Raw genomic sequence first — 16,081 nt, 5'->3', positions numbered from 1 at the left:
GGCAAATACTATTTTGTGCTATTAAAATACTTGCTCTATTTCTTTTACGCCAGGAACTTCTTCAAGTAATGCGCGTTCAATTCCTGCTTTAAGCGTAATGGTTGAACTTGGGCAAGAGCCACATGCTCCTAGAAGACGAACCTTAACGATACCATCCTCGATCTCTACAAGCTCAACATCTCCGCCATCACGAAGCAAGAAAGGACGAAGCTTATCTAATACTTCCTGTACTTGCTCTAACATTTCAGTACTTGTTGTCATTATTAACAACCCCTTTCTACTTATATTATAATAGCCAACGCAAAAAAAATCCATGAATCTGCTACGATGTTTGAAAAGTGGGCGATTTCTTTTGTTGAATTGGCTTATTTTTTGTGAAAATCAAACCCGTGCAAAATTTGTATATATTATGTATAATAAATGTACAGTTATAAGGTGTGGTAAGGGGTGAGGGTAATGAGGACGGTGATTATTACCGGTGCAACGTCAGGTATCGGAAAGTCAACAGTTCATCGATTTGCTAAAGAAGGTGATCATGTTATTGCCGTCGGAAGAAATCAACAGAAGGGCACTCAGTTAATAAAAGAAATTGACTCGTTAGGCTATAGAGGGAACGTCGATTTTTTTCAAGCGAATGTCGCGTCAGAACAAGAAGTGGAAGCTCTCTATAAAGAATTGGCCATGACGTTTTCACGTATTGATAGCCTAGTTAATAACGCGGGCATAGCGAGGCCTGGAGTAGGGAATATTCAACGAATTGAAGAGATGGAATGGGATGATGTCTTTCAAACGAATGTAAAGGCAGCTTTTTTTATGATGAAACATGGGTTGCGGAGCATGAATTATAAAACGGGCGCTTCGATTATTAACATCGCCGCAGCAGCTGGTGTGACGAACTTCCCTCCAGCCTTAGCAGCATACAGTGCCTCAAAAGCAGCGCTTGTCTCCTTAACAAAAACGATGGCAGTTCGGTATGCAAAGCAAAAGATCCGAATCAACTCGATTTCTCCTGGTCCTGTGGATACCCCGTTGGCTCATTGGTTATACGGAGGAGAGGAAGCTTTTTTAAAAGCGAGTTCAAAACATCCAAGAGGAAGTAGTGCAAGCCCAGAAGAAATAGCAGGCATTGTTTATTTTTTAGCTTCAAAAGACGCCTCTTATGTAACCGGTCATAATCTAATTGCCGATGGAGGATACTCTTTAAAATAACCATTGCTTTCCTAATGGTTAGTTCGATATGCTTTTGTTAGAAGAGGTGAGGTGTCAGAATGAAGGAGATTACACTCGTTGTATATGGGGCTGAGGAAAAGTGCGCAAGCTGTATTAACTTACCGACAGCCTACGAAACGAAAGAATGGCTCGAAGCAGCGCTTAATAGAAAATATCCACAAGAGGCAATTAGTGTTGAATATGTAGACATACATGGTGTGAATCCAGATCATCATCACGCGTATATCCAAGCTATTCTCGATGATGAATATTTTTATCCGTTGATTGTGTTAGATGGAGAAGTCATAGCAGAAGGAAATCCGAGATTAAAAGCCATTTATGAGAAAATCGAAGCGATAAAATCATAAAAAGAAGCCGTTAGCATCGTAGCTAACGGCTTCTTGATCGAGACGGGGCTGGAATTCTGCTCTTGGTAGGGCTCGTAAGCAGGTTTCGCGCGAATTGTACCCGTTTCCGCGCGAAATCTTTACGGTTTCGAGCGAAATGGCGTCATTTACGCGCAAAACAAGCAGGTTTTCGCGCAAATGCAGCAAATAAATGGAAAAACAGTCGCTCCCTCCATTTCATACGCCACTAAACGAGCCCTTCCACCTTTCTTTGTCTAGCTGCGGCTCCTTGGGTTGCGGGGAAAACCGGTGAATCGAACGAAGTCAAAAAGCGACTTCTTATCGCTCCCCCTAGTTTTCCCGCTACCCAGAACAGTCGCCTCCGCTTTTCTTGTCTAGCTGCGGTTGCCAGAGGCTCGTGGTCAAATAACCTGCCAGATGTAAAAGCCAAGAGCGCTTTTAATCTGCCAGAACATTTGCATCACGCCTCTAAGCGGGCAACCTCCGCTTTTCTAATTCCCTGAGTGGTGTTTGTACATCCATAGTACGCCGCTTTTTAGTACGCGTGGGACGCGGCCTAGGAGGGTGCGTTCACCCATTAGGCCGAAGCCGTGTTTTTTACCAAGGGAGCCGAGCACGCCTTTTAGTTTGATGCGTGGTAATTCTTCTGGAAGGGGTTCGTTGTTCCATTGTTTTTTAAGGATCGTTACAATCTGCTCGGCTTGGCCTTCCGCAAGTTGAGCACTTGGGGCATGGGGAAGGCTCGCACAGTCACCGACAACAAAGATATTCTCATCTGATGGTAAGAAATGTTGCGGAGTTAATAGAACACGCCCTTGTTTATCTTTTTCAACATCAAGATTACGAACGACTTCGACAGGTTGAATACCTGCTGTCCAGATGATTGCATCACTTTCGATGCGTTCATCATGGTTGTAAAGTGAATCTTCGTCAACTTTGGTAATGTTTGATTTGTTGATTACTTCTACCCCATGGTCGATAAACCAATTTTGAACATACGTACTTAAGCGAAGAGGGAACATGGATAAGATGATCTCGCCTCGGTCAAATAATTTAATCGAAAGGTCTGGTCGGCTTTCACGAAGTTCACTCGCGAGTTCTACGCCACTAAGCCCTGCACCAACAATCGAAACGACACCTTCTGGACGGACGTTGTTTAATGCTTCGTACGTACGTCGTGTCGCGCCCATTGTTTGAACCCCATATGTATGTTCATTGGCTCCTGGAACACCGTGGTACTTATCTTCGCAACCTAGCCCAATAATTAATGAGTCATAGGGAACGAATTCACCATTGCTAAGTTCGACTGTGCGTTCGTTTAAATGAATGTCTGAAACGGTTTCATACTTAATCGTTAGACGAGAATCTTCTGGAAATTGGACACGTAAATGGTGATCAGCTACTGTTCCGGCAGCAAGAGCATAGTATTCAGTCTTTAAACAATGATAAGGAAGTCGGTCAATTAAAGTAATTTCAACATCTTCTGGAAGGTCATTAGGTAGTAAACGCTGTAAAATGCGCATATTCCCATAACCAGCACCTAAAAGGACAAGTTTTTTCATATGTGAATGTCTCCTTTGTTCCGTGATTGCTTCTAAGCTTGCATGGATCAAAGCCATGACTTTTGTAAGCAACTGAGCCTTTGTCGGTTCATGTGCAAATGTTTGTAAACCGTAAGATACATGACTATTAATAATGTGACTCCAAGTCGTAAGTGCAACGGATGATTGAATATCGTCTCTTTGCTTGGCATCGATCAGTAGGGTTTCCCAATGAGGAAGGAGTGCTTGGTCTTCTTCAATCACATGTTTCCATATTTGGATCGTCAATCTAGGATGAATATCGTAATCACTTAAAATGAACTGTAAATAAGAACGGATTCGGACGATCAGAGGAAGATTCTTTAAATGATCTTGCTCAACATAAGGAAGAGCCGCTTCGATGCGTTCAAATGCAAGCGATTGCATAATGGATTCTTTTGTAGGAAAATAATTAAAGAACGTGCCTTTTGCGACATTTGCAGCTTTCGTAATTTCTTGAACAGTCGTGTGAGAGAAGCCTTTCTCAACGAAAAGCTGTCTAGCTGCGTGTTCAATCCTCTTTTTTGTTTGTTCTTTCTTTGCTTTCTCGCTCATGTCGTCGCTCCTTAAAAATGACCACGGTCAGTTTTGATTATAACGAGTTATACAGAAAATAACAACAAATTTGTGAATTTTTTAAGAGTAGAGCAAGCGTCTATTTTTGATGAATTGTACTCGAGGAAATCACTGATTTTATTGACTTCTTGCAAGAGGGCGAGTAGGATTAAAGACAAGAAATTTGAGGTGAAAGCTATGCGTCCGATTATTGAATTTTGTTTAAGTAACCTTGCAAGTGGTTCGCAAAAGGCGATGGAAGAACTTGAACGTGATCCAAACCTAGACATTATTGAGTATGGTTGTCTAGGGAATTGTGGAAGTTGTGCAGTCACTCCGTTTGCCCTTGTGAATGGTGAATATATAGCTGGTGAAACAAACGAAGAACTCGTTGAAAATATTTACACCTACTTAGAAGAAAATCCAATGTTTTAATAGCAAAAGGCTTTCTCAAAGGGCTAAACCTAGAAGATATGTATATCTCCTAAGGATTCAATACCTTTCAATGAGACAGCCTTTTCTTGCGAGAATTTAGAAGAGGGGGGATTGAGAGTGGATGTGATCCCATTTCAAAACACATTGCCTTATGAGAGACAATACGATGACATTTATATTAGTACATGCCCTTTTTGTGACGAGGAGCAAGTACTTACTCATATGAAGGAAAGAGATTTTAACAGGGCGAAAGATGGAGTAAAGACGGCGTTGATTATGCCTTGTTGCAACAATAAGATTACGATACTTGAAGCCGACGAAGATTATTTTTGGGCCAATGAACGTTTAAGGAAGTGAGGATGAAAATGAAATTCACTAAAATGCATGGACTTGGTAATAGTTACATTTATGTTGATCTCTTTCAACAATCATTAAAAGAAGAAGATTTAGGCCCACTTGCGATTGAGGTCGCAGATAAGAATAAAGGGATTGGTTCAGACGGGATGATTTTAATCTGTCCATCTGAAAAAGCTGCTGTAAAAATGCGTGTGTTTAATAATGACGGTTCAGAAGCAAAAAATTGTGGAAATGGTCTTCGTTGTGTCGCGAAATTTGCATACGAGCATAAGTACGTGGACGAAAAGACCTTTCAAATTGAGACACTAGGCGGACTGGTAGAAGCAACCGTTCACACAGAAGACGAACGCGTTCATACCGTCACAGTGAACATGGGACAACCTCATCTATCGCGCCAAAGTCTGCCTATGATTGGACCCGCGAGTATTGAAGTTGTAAACGAGTCTTTCCAAATCAATGAAGAAGAGCTATTTTTAACCGCTGTATCGATGGGTAACCCGCACGGAGTCTTCTTTGTTAAGGATATTACGACAGCGCCAGTTGATCGATTAGGTCCTTTTATCGAGAAAGATCCACGTTTCCCTGAGTGGATAAACGTCGAATTTGTCGAAGTGGTTAGTGAAAATGAGCTTCATTTTAGAGTGTGGGAACGAGGTTCTGGTATTACCCAAGCTTGTGGAACAGGCGCATGTGCCGCTGTTGTAGCAGCCATCTTAAATGATCACTCGAAAAAAGGAGAGAAGGTTGTTGTTCATTTATTAGGAGGCGACCTCGAAATAGAATGGAATGAAGCAGGCGATGTACTAATGACAGGAGCTGCAGAAGTCATTTGTGAAGGGGTATTTGAACGAAAATAAGCCGAGAAGAGGCTGGGACATAGAAAAAGTGTTTAACTTAGAATCCGAATAGAGCACAAATTTAGCGGATGAAATATACGTAGACCTCCTGCGGGATGTAAAGCAACGGTGAGACCCCACAGTGCGGAGCACGAGGAGGCTCACCAGCTTCCCGCGGAAAGCGGAGTATATTTCAGGAGCGGTTTATTTGCACGATCTATCAGTTGTTCGGATTTTTTATGGTTAAGACACTTTTGTTCCAGCTCTTTTTTATGAATTATTTGGAATTTAACTGGAATTAAGCGCTAGATTTGCATACACTTATAGGTGTAGAAGTGATTTGGATATTCGACTAGGAGGGTAATGGATGATTAGTGAATTGAAAAGCATGAAAGTCGTCTTGATTGGTGCAGGTTCTGTTGGCTCAAGTTATGCCTTTTCTTTATTAAACCAAGGTTTTGTCAGGGATCTTGTCATTATTGATCTTAACCATGACAAAGCTGCAGGTGATGCAATCGACCTTCTTCACGGCATTCCGTTTTCTTCCCCGATGAATATTTGGGCGGGAACATACGAAGATTGTAAGGATGCCGATTTAGTCGTTAACTGTGCAGGGTCAAATCAAGGACCTGGGGAGACGCGGCTTGACCTCCTTGAAAGAAATGCAAAAATCTTTAAAAACATTACAGAATCAGTGATGAAATCTGGTTTTAAAGGGATGTTTTTAATCGCAACAAATCCAGTTGATGTGCTAACTTATGCGACGTGGAAGTATTCTGGACTACCATCTCATCGTGTGATTGGGTCTGGTACAGTATTAGATACAGCGAGATTTCGTTACGCCCTTGCTGATCGATTTGAAGTCGATGCCCGAAATGTTCATGCATACATATTAGGGGAACATGGAGATTCTTCTCTTCCTGTCTACAGTCATGCGACCATTGGTGGAAAACCATTAGCTGATTACCGAGATGCTAGAAAACCTTCGGATAAAGAGTTAGAGAAAATCTTTGTCGGCGTTCGTGATGCTGCCTATGATATTATCCAGAAAAAAGGATCGACGTATTACGGGATCGCGATGGGGCTAGCACGTATTACGAAAGCGATCACGAAAAATGAAAATTCAATTTTACCAGTATCCGCACTTCTTGAAGGGCAGTATGGGCATGATGATGTGTGTATTGGTGTGCCGGCGGTTATCAATTCAAATGGGATCCGTGAAGTACTTGAATTAAACTTAACAGAAAAAGAGCAAAAGCAATTCGATGCTTCAGCAGATGTATTGAAGCGATCGATCAAGCAAATCTTTCATTGATAAGAAAAGAGCCGCAGCTTCTTGTATAGAAGTTGCGGCTCTTGTTTGTATGCTTGATTAGTATGTTTTAATCGTGTTATAGAATGTGTCACGCTCAACGGGGATCTTATTTGCACTTTTGATTAAGTGAATAAGTTCATCGCGAGTAATACCTTGTGATGTTAGAGCACCGACAGAGTGAGAAATGCGTTCTTCAATCAATGTACCATGAATATCACTTGAGCCGAATGTTAAAGCCATTTGTGTTAGTTGAACACCGATGTTAATCCAGTAGGCTTTAATGTGATCGAAATTATCAAGCATTAAACGACTAATGGCAAGTGTTCTCATATCATCATAAGCAGTGGTTCGACGTTTTAAGCCTGCATTGATGCTACGCGGCTGCATAGCGAGTGGGATAAACACCATGAACCCATTCGTACGATCTTGAAGCTGACGGAGACGATCCATGTGAATCAATCGTTCTTCTTTTGTTTCGATTGAACCATACAACATCGTAGCATGCGTTTTTAGTCCAAGATTATGAGCGATTTCATGCGCTTCTAGCCATTGATCAGTTGAAGCCTTATCTGGGCTCATCTTAAGACGGTAGCGTTCGGTTAAGATCTCCGCTCCGCCACCAGGAAGTGTGTCCAATCCAGCTTTAATCAATTCTTGAAGAACCTCTTTCATTGTTAAACCAGAAATACGGGCGAAAAATTCAATTTCTGCTCCCGTGTAGGCTTTTACCGTTACTTGAGGATAATGTTTTTTTAATGTGCGAATGGTATCGAGGTAATAATCAAATGGTACCTCATGATTGTGACCACCTACGATATGAAATTCGCGGATGTTATCATTCCAACGCTCTTCTACATATTTAAGAAGAGCTTCACTATCCATCGTGTAAGCACCTTCTTCACCCGGCTTACGCTTAAAGCCGCAGAAGCCACAGTTTGCTTCACATACATTGGTCGGGTTAATGTACATATTTTGAATGAAATAGACATTGTCTCCATTTTTACGGTAGTTCACTTGATTGGCTAGTTGAGCAATTCCTAGAAGGTCTGGTGAGTCATATAAATAAAGACCGTCTTCTATTGTTAGGCGATCCCCATTTTGGACTTTTCTTGCAATATCTTGTAATTTTGTATCAGTAAGGATTGTTGTCATATCCCTTATCCTCCATTCCGTCTAACTATAGACGTAAAGTGCATTTTTTTTCGTAACTCTAACTAAAGAAATACAGTCTTATGCTATAACGATTCTTAAATAGATACTATGATAATCACTATTATACTATCAGATAAAGATAATGAAAACAAAGTGCACCTTTTTGGAAAAAAAGAAGGAGATTGAATATCTAGTAGCGAAAATGTAAAAAACATTGAAAATAGTCTATATTTAGTTGATTAGTAGTTGATTTCAAATCATAATTTGATTAAACTGTAAGTAATATACAGATGCGGATGTACGAACATCTATTGAAGAATAACCATAACTTGAGGGGTGAATGACGATGAACACATTAATGACGTATGAAGCATGTCTTGAAAAAATTGAAAAATTACGTGAGAAGATGATGAATGCAGCAAAAAAATACGGCATGTCTCACCCTCTCGTCTTAGATTATAGTCAAGAACTGGACCGGGCGCATAACGTGGCGATGTTTTTCCATGATTCAAATAATCAGTCTACCGAGAGGACAGCTTCTTTCTTTTGACAGAAGGGTCAGTACTTGTCTCTTGAGGTTCAAGGGAACAAAAGGTATACTGAAGGCAATCGTTAATAGGGGTGATTAAATGATTACGTTAACGGAAGCGGCAGTAAGCCAAATTAAAGAAATGATGAAAGCAGAAGATCAAGAAGGTCTGAAGCTTCGTGTTGGAGTTAAAGGCGGCGGCTGTAGCGGCTTGTCCTATGGAATGGGTTTTGATACCGAGAAGACAGAAGAAGATACCTTACTTGAGATCAACGGACTCCCTATCTTAATTGATAGTGAGAGTGTAGGGATTATCAAGGGTGTCGTGATTGATTATAAGCAGAACATGATGGGTGGCGGGTTCACAATTGATAACCCGAATGCGATTGCATCATGTGGATGCGGATCTTCATTTAGAACAGCAGCGAATGCTGGAACACCTGAAGATTGCTAAATGAAAAGCCTTAGCCGCTTAGGATAGTGGGTTTGGTTTTTAAGTACAAACCGAATGAGTAAGGTAAAAACATTGTAATTAGCAATAGAAATACGCTCTGAGTGAAATACTCAGAGCGTATTTTTTTAGTTTCTTCCAGTTAGGATCTTTTCTATCATTCTCATCTGGTTTTCGCACAAATGCAATACAATCCGCTATTCACCTTATTAGGATGTTGAAAATTTCATCTTTACTTTAATAATTTTTTGCGTCGATTAAAACAAGCTTGTGCTATGACCAGGGTGGACCTTTGCATTGGGATCAATATAGGCTTTAGCATTGTTGACAGCCGTCGGTGCTTCACCAAATCCAGTTGCAATCAACTTTACTTTGCCGTCATACGTACAAACATCTCCGGCAGAATAGATGCCTTTAATATTGGTTTCCATTTTTGAATTGACGACGATCGAATTTTTCTCAATCTCAAGACCCCATTGCTTAATTGGTCCAAGTGAGGAGACGAAACCAAAGTTTACGATTACGGCGTCGACATCTAACGTCTCTTCTCGTTCGCCTTTGACTTCTTGAAGAGTGACTTGATGGATCGCTTCTCCGTCGCCATGTAATTCTTTAATGCCAAAAGGAGTCATGACTTTGACGGAGGAGTTGTTTAATAATTCTACACTATGTTCATGAGCGCGAAATTTGTCTCTACGGTGGATCAACGTCACTTCTTTTGCTAAAGGTTCGAGCATAAGTGACCAGTCCAGAGCTGAATCTCCGCCTCCACAAATCAATACACGCTTACCTGTGAAGCTTGTTAAATCATTAATGAAGTAATGAAGATTTTTGCCTTCATATTCAGTCGCACCTTCTACTTCTAAGCGACGAGGTTGGAATGCGCCTACGCCTGCTGTTATAATAATGGCTTTTGAATAATGTTCTTCTTTATCTGTTTTAATCTTAAATGTCTCATCTTCTTGTTTTTCCACATTCGTTACCGATTGGCTTAACACAATGTTAGGGTTGAATTGCTGCGCTTGTTTAGCAAGTCCATCAACGAGATCTTGGGCCTTTACTTTAGGGAACCCTGCCACATCATAAATATACTTCTCGGGATACAAGGCTGATAGTTGACCGCCGAGTTGTGGCATGCTTTCAATAATCTTTACTTTTGCTTGTCGCATTCCAGCATAAAAAGCAGCAAAGAGACCTGTAGGCCCACCACCAATAATCGTAATGTCATACATCGTTTTTTCGTTATTTATCATTCTTCCACCCCCGAAAAATTTAAAATCTCTTCCCATTATATGCATAATAGAATCGAAAAAGAAAGACAAGCAAGCCTGTTCTTTTAGGAATAATTTTCACACTGCAGCAGACATTAAGAAAGTAGGAAAACAACGCTTACTTATAATAGGTGAAATTAAGAAAAGACAAAAAGACAGTTGAAAGTTGACAAGAAAAGAAATATGATAGACATTGTATTTGTGAATTTTTTACGACATTATCTCATACGTCATATTCTTTTTAATTTAGATCGTGAAAGATATCACAATCTCATTTTTCTAGTGTATAATTAAGGTAAGTCAAAAATAAGAAAATGGAAGTGATTAGTTTGAAAAAACCAAGTATCGTCCTTTTAGGTGCTGGGTACGGCGGAATGATTACAGCATCACGTCTTGCTAAGCAACTAGGTCATAATGAGGCAAGCATCACGCTTGTTAACAAGCATGAGTACCACTACCAAACAACATGGTTACATGAGCCTTCTGCAGGAACTCTTTCTCCAGAAAAAACACGTATGCAAATCAAAGATGTACTAGACTTCAAAAAAATCAAGTTTGTTAAAGACACAGTTGTTGAGATCAAGCGTGAGGAAAAGAAAATTATTCTTGAAAACGGCGAACTTGATTTTGATTACTTAGTCGTTGGACTAGGTGCAGAAGCTGAAACATTTGGCGTACCAGGTGTTCACGAGCATGCTTTCAGTAAATGGACAGTAAATGGCGCACGTGAAGTGAAAGAGCATATTGAATATTGCTTCGCTAAGTACAACAACACAGAGGACAAGCATGATGAGCTATTAACATTTATCGTAGCAGGTGCTGGTTTCACTGGTATTGAGTTTATCGGTGAATTATCAGAACGTGTACCTGAGCTTTGCAGTCACTATGATATTCCTCGTGAAAAAGTAAAATTATACGTGATTGAAGCAGCACCAACAGCATTACCAGGATTCGATCCTGAGCTTGTTGAATACGGCATGAACCTTCTTGAATCTCGTGGAGTGGAGTTCAAGATCAACTGCCCAATTAAAGCAGTAACAGAGACAGGTGTTCTTCTTGCGGATGGTGAAGAAATCAAGGCTGAGACAGTGGTTTGGGCGACGGGTGTTCGTGGAAGCTCAATCATTGAGAAGTCTGGATTCGAAGCGATGCGTGGACGTATTAAAGTTGAAGCTGATCTACGTGCACCAGGGCATGACAATATTTTCATTATTGGTGACTGTGCACTTCTTATTAATGAGGAGATTAACCGTCCATACCCACCAACTGCACAAATTGCAATGCAGATGGCTGAGGTATGTGCTGAGAATATCAAGCATCTCATTAAAGGTGGATCTTCACTTAAGACGTTCAAACCAGACATTAAAGGAACTGTTGCATCACTTGGTGGGAAAGAAGCCATTGGAGTTGTTGGAACACGTAAACTATTCGGTGCTCAAGCAAACTTCATGAAGAAAATGATTGATAACCGCTACCTGTTTCTATTAGGTGGACCAGGGTTAGTACTGAAAAAAGGAAAAAATCCTTTCTAATTTAAATAATTCCCAACAAGTGTGCATTTCAGATGCACACTTGTTTTTTAATTTATTTTTAAAAAGCGCAAAAAGAGATAGATCAAGAGGTAATAGTAGATAAATAAGTATGGTTGCGCTTACATGGAGAAAATCCAGGCTTTTGAACGGTTTTAATTGTATAAATATTCTGATAATATAAAAGGCAATCAGATACGTTACTTAACCAAAGGGGTGTTGACTAATGAAGCGCTCATTCAGGTTCACAGAGGATGGAGCTTGTCCTTATTGCAATGGTGTCGGGTACTTTCAACTATTATTAGGCGGAAGTGAAACATGCGATCATTGCGGAGGCAACGGTAAAAAAAACAAGAAAAAATAAGGATAAATAATTGAGCAGACAGCCGAAGCTGTCTGCTCTTATTTAATGATAAATCGGAGGGGTATCTTCAAAGAGAGAGAGTTGGTTTTCGCGTAAGGAGACATGCAATTCTTTATGATCATTAATCGAAGCGAAGAATATGGAATCCACTTCATTAATACCTAACAATGCTAATTGTTCCTCTAACCATTGTTCACTTACTTTCACGTGAGAGAGAACTTCTTGATGCAACTTCCCATCAAGAATAAGTGGAAAAGCAAGATTTGATTTAGGGGTAGGGTAATTCGTATCCTCACGTGTCAAAGGCATCTTTTCAGGTTTCTTATGGACAGACAAGTTTCCACTTGCCTCAATAATAGCGACCTCGACCTCTTCTATGCTAAAAATATCCTTTTCCCGCAACATCATGAGTACATTATCTATAGAATAACGAATGTTTGTTAAGTTTCCCTCTAAAAACTGCCCATTATGAATCACGATTGTTGGTCCAAACGTAATCAAGCGACCAAATGACCGCTTGTTTAGTTTGAAATAAGTAACGGTAATTTGCAAGAGCCCGATTAGCACAACCGCTACGGCCGTATGAATATGTCCAACACTCGGATCAGCTAAATCAGCTCCGACTACAGCCCCTAATGTAATGATGATCAAAAAGTCAAAAACGGGTAACTCAGCAATCGATCGTCGACCCATTTTTAGTGTAATAAAAAGCATTAATGGGATAATCGTTAAAATTCGTGCAAGTAAAATGAGTAATTCTATTGTCAGCTCCACTTCCCACGCCCCCAATATGTACATAGATATAAAAAGTATGTGTACCTCGGTGCTACTTTATTTACTTGTGCGGATATTGCCACAAACATCATCAATTGTAGAGTTGACGATGATACCTTCTATTCAGTAAACTAGTGTTGATATGGAGGTGTAAGGATTGAACTTGCCGCAATTATTGATTTCTATGGTACTATTCCTTATTTTGTTTTTCGGGATAGGCTTTCTATTAAATATGGTCTTACGTTCGACTTGGATTATGGCTGTGGTTTATCCGGTGATTATTGTTTTGATTATTGATAATGTTGGATTTACAGAATATTTTACGTCGCCTGTCGCATCATTTGGCGATCTTGGTCAAACATTTATCGCGTTGAAACTAGTCGATATATTAATTTTATTAAGTGGTTTTGCTGGTGCGATTATTGCTGGTATCGTCATAAAAATGCTTCGAGTACGAGGTTATCAAATGTTTTAGTCGTTAGTCTTCCTTACACGAAAGGGAGGCTTTTTTTATTATGTATTGACTGAAGATTCCATGTATTTTATGTGGGTAAAAAAAGGAATTGATTCGGACGATATATATGGTACGGTCTATAGGTATTAAAAACTAGTTATATTGTAATGAATGGAGGAAAAGACAAGATGAAGGCATTGACTAACCACTTTTTAATCACAATATTCGTCTTCATTCTTTTTGGTTGTCAGAATGAAGCGACGGTTCAAGAATCAGAAGAACAATCAGGTGTACGCGTTGGAATTGTGTTGTCAGACGTCGGACTTGGAGACCAGTCGTTTAGTGACTCTGCTTTTCAAGGACTTATTCGAGCTAGAGATGAGCTCGATATTACATTTGATTACCGAGAATTAGAAACATCAGGTACATATGAACAAGGTCTTGAGGAACTCGTTTCAGAAGATTTTGATCTTATCATTGGATTAGGATTTATGATTAAAGAAGCACTCGAATCAACGGCAACTAGTAACCCAGAGCAACAGTTTGTCTTAATTGATGATGTGTCAGATTTAAACAATGTCGCTTCGGTCACATTTGAAGAACATGAAGGAAGTTTCTTAGTAGGTGCGGTGGCGGCCCTCACGACAACGAGTCAAAAAATTGGGTTTGTAGGTGGGTCAGATTTTCCACTTATAAATAAGTTTGCTGCTGGCTTTGAACAAGGAGCACACTACGTAAATGAAGAGATTGAAGTATTTATTGATTATGCAGATGATTTTGGATCTCCAGAGATTGGAGAAGAATTGACGGCAACGATGATTAACGCGGGAGCAGACGTGATGTATGCTGCGGCTGGCTTAACGGGAGTAGGAGTCTTGCAAGAGGCACAAAGGGAAGAAGTGTTGAGTGTAGGAGTAGACTCTGATCAATATTTCTTAGCAGAAGATTCGGTCATGACCTCAATGATGAAGTATATTGATCAAGCTGTATACCAAACGGTTCAGTCGTATATGGATGGAGAATTAGAACCGGAAGTCGTACTTGGATTAGCTGAAAACGGTGTCGGGCTTGCTCCATTTCGCTTAGTCAATGAAGAAGATTATTTATCGGAGATCTCAGCGATTGAAAAAGCTATTATTGATGGAGAGATCATCGTTTCAGAAATGAGAGGGACGAGTGAATGAAACTAAAACATAAATTAGTAATACCTAATATAACCATTGTTGGACTTTCTATTGTTTTGATCGTTTATATTATCGTAAATATGCTTCAGCTTCAATCAACCGACCGTGAATATGCACATGTGCTAATTGATGTCCAACGTCTTGATGCGGCTGTGGTGACAGGACAACAAAGCTTAAATCACTATGCCTACAGCCAAACCGAACAAAATCGAAATGCAGCATTCACGCATCTAGATTTGATTAATGAACAGTTTGACGTTCTAGGTGCAGGTTTAGTCGGAGATCCGAGTGAAGACTTATTTAACTCCGCTAAGCAAAAGTACGATCTACTAATGAGCGAAGCCATGATGGCATTAGAAAGTCAAGATGGAACAGAAGTAATGAGACAGTCGGTTCGAGCACTAGGGGTGCTAAATGATTTGTATATGTTAAACCAAGAAACGTCGTCTTATTACAGTGAATTAAGAGCAGATTCTGAGGCGGCTATGCAAAGTTTAATTGTGACGACGATTGTCAGTGCAATCTTATTACTTGTTGCCTCAATTTTGATTAGTTTTTTAACAAGGCGTTCGATTACGAAACCTTTGCAAAATATCTCGGAAAATGTGAAACGAGTCGCAGCTGGGGATTTAACGATGGAACCGGTCGTGCTGAAAACGAATGATGAGATGGGTGTCTTGACGACGTCATTCTCGCAAATGGTTCATCAGTTAAAAGGACTGATTACATCGTTAACATCGGCTAGTGAAGAGATGAAATCATCGAGTCAGCGAGTGAATGAAGACACGAGTCAATTAGTCGAGACAAGCAGACAAGTCATGACTTCAACAGAAGAAATGGCAAGTGGCGCGACGAAAGTGTCAGAGAGTTTACAGGATGCGGTTGTTTATGTAGAAGGCATGGAACAAGCATTTGATCAAAATGTTGAGGCTGTTCGGGTCGCAACCGAATTTGGTGAAAAAGTGGCCACATCGGTATCAGATGGTGAGACGACGATTACCGAGCAACGAGTCATTTCAGAGAAGAGCAAAGAAGCAACAGAACAAATGGTCACATCGGTTGATTCTCTCTCCTCTCATATACGATCGATCGAAGAAATGGCGCAACTTGTTTCGGGGTTATCCGAGCAAACGAATCTCTTAGCGTTAAACGCAGCGATCGAAGCGGCTAGAGCTGGGGATGCCGGACGAGGATTTGCTGTTGTTGCTGATGAAGTAAGGAAGTTAGCTGAACAATCAGCAGTTGCAACGAATAAGATTTTCTCGATGACGAGCCTATTGACTAAACAAATGGATATGGCGCATGTAGCCGTTAAAAACGGGGAAGCCCTTCAATTGCAACAGATGTCGATGCTAGAACAAACAAATGCGTTGTTCGGTACGATAGATCAAGGAACTCGCGAAGTCACAGCGCAATTAAATGGGTTGCAACAATCAACAAAGGAAACGAAGGATAAGGCGCAACATGTATTAGAAATAGTTGAGAGCATTAGTGCAGTTACCGAAGAGACGGCAGCAGGTAGTGAGGAAATTTCAGCCTCAAGTACCGAACAGTTGCGTTCAACTCAAGAAATCACTCAAACAGCGAAGCAATTAGCCGAGTTAAGTGAGAGGCTAGATCAGCAACTGCAACAATTCCGTCTCTAATGATTCATGATTCGCTCTATTGACTAAACAAATCAAATAATTTCCTTCTATATGAATAAAACTCCTCTCTAT

General features: G+C 40.3%; 18 protein-coding genes and 1 pseudogene. 13 read left to right on the top strand and 6 right to left on the bottom strand.

Annotated elements, in window-relative coordinates; all coding sequences use genetic code 11:
* Positions 1-21 precede the first annotated feature (21 nt).
* Positions 22-315, bottom strand: coding sequence for a NifU family protein (locus tag CDZ88_RS12770; protein ID WP_198507859.1), 294 nt, complete (start codon positions 313-315; stop codon positions 22-24).
* Positions 316-456: 141 nt separating this feature from the next.
* On the opposite strand from CDZ88_RS12770, the gene CDZ88_RS12765 reads away from it, so the two are divergent.
* Positions 457-1,209, top strand: coding sequence for an SDR family NAD(P)-dependent oxidoreductase (locus CDZ88_RS12765; protein WP_100373912.1), 753 nt, complete (start codon positions 457-459; stop codon positions 1,207-1,209).
* A gap of 59 nt (positions 1,210-1,268) precedes the next feature.
* Positions 1,269-1,577: a YuzD family protein gene (locus tag CDZ88_RS12760; RefSeq protein ID WP_100373911.1), complete on the top strand. Its 309-nt coding sequence runs from the start codon at positions 1,269-1,271 to the stop codon at positions 1,575-1,577.
* 491 nt (positions 1,578-2,068) lie between these two features.
* Here CDZ88_RS12760 and CDZ88_RS12755 read toward each other — a convergent pair whose 3' ends face one another.
* Positions 2,069-3,139, bottom strand: a complete 1,071-nt coding sequence (locus tag CDZ88_RS12755; RefSeq protein WP_332849232.1) for an NAD(P)/FAD-dependent oxidoreductase — start codon at positions 3,137-3,139, stop codon at positions 2,069-2,071.
* A gap of 411 nt (positions 3,140-3,550) precedes the next feature.
* Positions 3,551-3,712, bottom strand: a pseudogene (locus CDZ88_RS17895) (TetR/AcrR family transcriptional regulator); the annotation flags it as partial.
* Positions 3,713-3,910: 198 nt separating this feature from the next.
* Between CDZ88_RS17895 and CDZ88_RS12750 the strand changes: the two are divergent.
* The 4 genes from CDZ88_RS12750 (at position 3,911) to CDZ88_RS12735 (ending at position 6,655) form a co-directional block, all read left to right on the top strand.
* Positions 3,911-4,147, top strand: coding sequence for a YuzB family protein (locus CDZ88_RS12750; protein WP_100373909.1), 237 nt, complete (start codon positions 3,911-3,913; stop codon positions 4,145-4,147).
* 117 nt (positions 4,148-4,264) lie between these two features.
* Complete coding sequence (locus CDZ88_RS12745; protein WP_198507858.1) at positions 4,265-4,504, top strand: hypothetical protein; 240 nt, start codon at positions 4,265-4,267, stop codon at positions 4,502-4,504.
* Positions 4,505-4,512: 8 nt separating this feature from the next.
* Positions 4,513-5,361 (top strand): diaminopimelate epimerase, encoded by an 849-nt coding sequence (gene dapF / locus CDZ88_RS12740; RefSeq protein WP_100374689.1) that lies wholly within the window; start codon positions 4,513-4,515, stop codon positions 5,359-5,361.
* Positions 5,362-5,707: 346 nt separating this feature from the next.
* Positions 5,708-6,655 carry an L-lactate dehydrogenase gene (locus CDZ88_RS12735; RefSeq protein WP_100373908.1) on the top strand — a complete coding sequence of 316 codons (948 nt, stop codon included), beginning with the start codon at positions 5,708-5,710 and terminating at the stop codon, positions 6,653-6,655.
* 57 nt (positions 6,656-6,712) lie between these two features.
* Here CDZ88_RS12735 and mqnE read toward each other — a convergent pair whose 3' ends face one another.
* Entirely contained in the window at positions 6,713-7,807 is a 1,095-nt protein-coding gene (gene mqnE / locus CDZ88_RS12730; RefSeq protein ID WP_100373907.1) for an aminofutalosine synthase MqnE, read from the bottom strand.
* Between the two features lie 346 nt (positions 7,808-8,153).
* On the opposite strand from mqnE, the gene CDZ88_RS12725 reads away from it, so the two are divergent.
* The gene (locus CDZ88_RS12725) at positions 8,154-8,357 is read left to right on the top strand and encodes an aspartyl-phosphate phosphatase Spo0E family protein (protein WP_100373906.1); all 204 of its coding nucleotides are present in this window, start codon (positions 8,154-8,156) and stop codon (positions 8,355-8,357) included.
* 79 nt (positions 8,358-8,436) lie between these two features.
* Positions 8,437-8,790, top strand: coding sequence for a HesB/IscA family protein (locus CDZ88_RS12720; RefSeq protein ID WP_100373905.1), 354 nt, complete (start codon positions 8,437-8,439; stop codon positions 8,788-8,790).
* 254 nt (positions 8,791-9,044) lie between these two features.
* On the opposite strand, the gene CDZ88_RS12715 is transcribed toward CDZ88_RS12720, so the two are convergent.
* Complete coding sequence (locus CDZ88_RS12715) at positions 9,045-10,040, bottom strand: NAD(P)/FAD-dependent oxidoreductase (RefSeq protein WP_232718640.1); 996 nt, start codon at positions 10,038-10,040, stop codon at positions 9,045-9,047.
* A gap of 347 nt (positions 10,041-10,387) precedes the next feature.
* On the opposite strand from CDZ88_RS12715, the gene CDZ88_RS12710 reads away from it, so the two are divergent.
* A complete protein-coding gene (locus CDZ88_RS12710; RefSeq protein ID WP_100373904.1) occupies positions 10,388-11,590 on the top strand; it encodes an NAD(P)/FAD-dependent oxidoreductase in 1,203 nt (400 codons plus the stop codon).
* A gap of 223 nt (positions 11,591-11,813) precedes the next feature.
* Positions 11,814-11,951 carry a YuiA family protein gene (locus CDZ88_RS17645; protein WP_198507856.1) on the top strand — a complete coding sequence of 46 codons (138 nt, stop codon included), beginning with the start codon at positions 11,814-11,816 and terminating at the stop codon, positions 11,949-11,951.
* Between the two features lie 42 nt (positions 11,952-11,993).
* Here the strand turns inward: CDZ88_RS17645 and CDZ88_RS12705 are convergent, their stop codons facing one another.
* The gene (locus CDZ88_RS12705) at positions 11,994-12,725 is read right to left on the bottom strand and encodes a DUF421 domain-containing protein (protein ID WP_100373903.1); all 732 of its coding nucleotides are present in this window, start codon (positions 12,723-12,725) and stop codon (positions 11,994-11,996) included.
* Positions 12,726-12,882: 157 nt separating this feature from the next.
* Between CDZ88_RS12705 and CDZ88_RS12700 the strand changes: the two genes are divergently transcribed.
* The 3 genes from CDZ88_RS12700 to CDZ88_RS12690 all read left to right on the top strand — a co-directional run bounded on the left by CDZ88_RS12700 (position 12,883) and on the right by CDZ88_RS12690 (position 16,009).
* Positions 12,883-13,200, top strand: a complete 318-nt coding sequence (locus CDZ88_RS12700) for a YuiB family protein (protein WP_198507855.1) — start codon at positions 12,883-12,885, stop codon at positions 13,198-13,200.
* A gap of 167 nt (positions 13,201-13,367) precedes the next feature.
* The gene (locus tag CDZ88_RS12695; protein ID WP_100373902.1) at positions 13,368-14,363 is read left to right on the top strand and encodes a BMP family lipoprotein; all 996 of its coding nucleotides are present in this window, start codon (positions 13,368-13,370) and stop codon (positions 14,361-14,363) included.
* Positions 14,360-16,009: a methyl-accepting chemotaxis protein gene (locus CDZ88_RS12690; RefSeq protein WP_100373901.1), complete on the top strand. Its 1,650-nt coding sequence runs from the start codon at positions 14,360-14,362 to the stop codon at positions 16,007-16,009. The genes CDZ88_RS12695 and CDZ88_RS12690 overlap by 4 nt, the downstream gene beginning before the upstream one ends.
* The last annotated feature ends 72 nt before the right edge of the window (positions 16,010-16,081 follow it).

It is taken from the genome of Bacillus sp. FJAT-45037, from assembly GCF_002797325.1.
Lineage (GTDB): Bacteria > Bacillota > Bacilli > Bacillales > Bacillaceae_D > Alkalihalophilus.
The sequence above is the reverse complement of the archived record's forward strand: the minus strand, read 5'-3'. Positions and strand labels throughout refer to the sequence as shown.

Excerpts from the sequence above, each read along its gene's own strand:
- CDZ88_RS12770 (WP_198507859.1), bottom strand. The coding sequence starts at position 315 with ATGGATTTTTTTTGCGTTGGCTATTATAATATAAGTAGAAAGGGGTTG.
- CDZ88_RS12765 (WP_100373912.1), top strand. The coding sequence starts at position 457 with ATGAGGACGGTGATTATTACCGGTGCAACGTCAGGTATCGGAAAGTCA.
- CDZ88_RS12760 (WP_100373911.1), top strand. The coding sequence starts at position 1,269 with ATGAAGGAGATTACACTCGTTGTATATGGGGCTGAGGAAAAGTGCGCA.
- CDZ88_RS12755 (WP_332849232.1), bottom strand. The coding sequence starts at position 3,139 with ATGAAAAAACTTGTCCTTTTAGGTGCTGGTTATGGGAATATGCGCATT.
- CDZ88_RS12750 (WP_100373909.1), top strand. The coding sequence starts at position 3,911 with ATGCGTCCGATTATTGAATTTTGTTTAAGTAACCTTGCAAGTGGTTCG.
- dapF (WP_100374689.1), top strand. The coding sequence starts at position 4,513 with ATGAAATTCACTAAAATGCATGGACTTGGTAATAGTTACATTTATGTT.
- CDZ88_RS12735 (WP_100373908.1), top strand. The coding sequence starts at position 5,708 with ATGATTAGTGAATTGAAAAGCATGAAAGTCGTCTTGATTGGTGCAGGT.
- mqnE (WP_100373907.1), bottom strand. The coding sequence starts at position 7,807 with ATGACAACAATCCTTACTGATACAAAATTACAAGATATTGCAAGAAAA.
- CDZ88_RS12725 (WP_100373906.1), top strand. The coding sequence starts at position 8,154 with ATGAACACATTAATGACGTATGAAGCATGTCTTGAAAAAATTGAAAAA.
- CDZ88_RS12720 (WP_100373905.1), top strand. The coding sequence starts at position 8,437 with ATGATTACGTTAACGGAAGCGGCAGTAAGCCAAATTAAAGAAATGATG.
- CDZ88_RS12715 (WP_232718640.1), bottom strand. The coding sequence starts at position 10,040 with ATGATAAATAACGAAAAAACGATGTATGACATTACGATTATTGGTGGT.
- CDZ88_RS17645 (WP_198507856.1), top strand. The coding sequence starts at position 11,814 with ATGAAGCGCTCATTCAGGTTCACAGAGGATGGAGCTTGTCCTTATTGC.
- CDZ88_RS12695 (WP_100373902.1), top strand. The coding sequence starts at position 13,368 with ATGAAGGCATTGACTAACCACTTTTTAATCACAATATTCGTCTTCATT.
- CDZ88_RS12690 (WP_100373901.1), top strand. The coding sequence starts at position 14,360 with ATGAAACTAAAACATAAATTAGTAATACCTAATATAACCATTGTTGGA.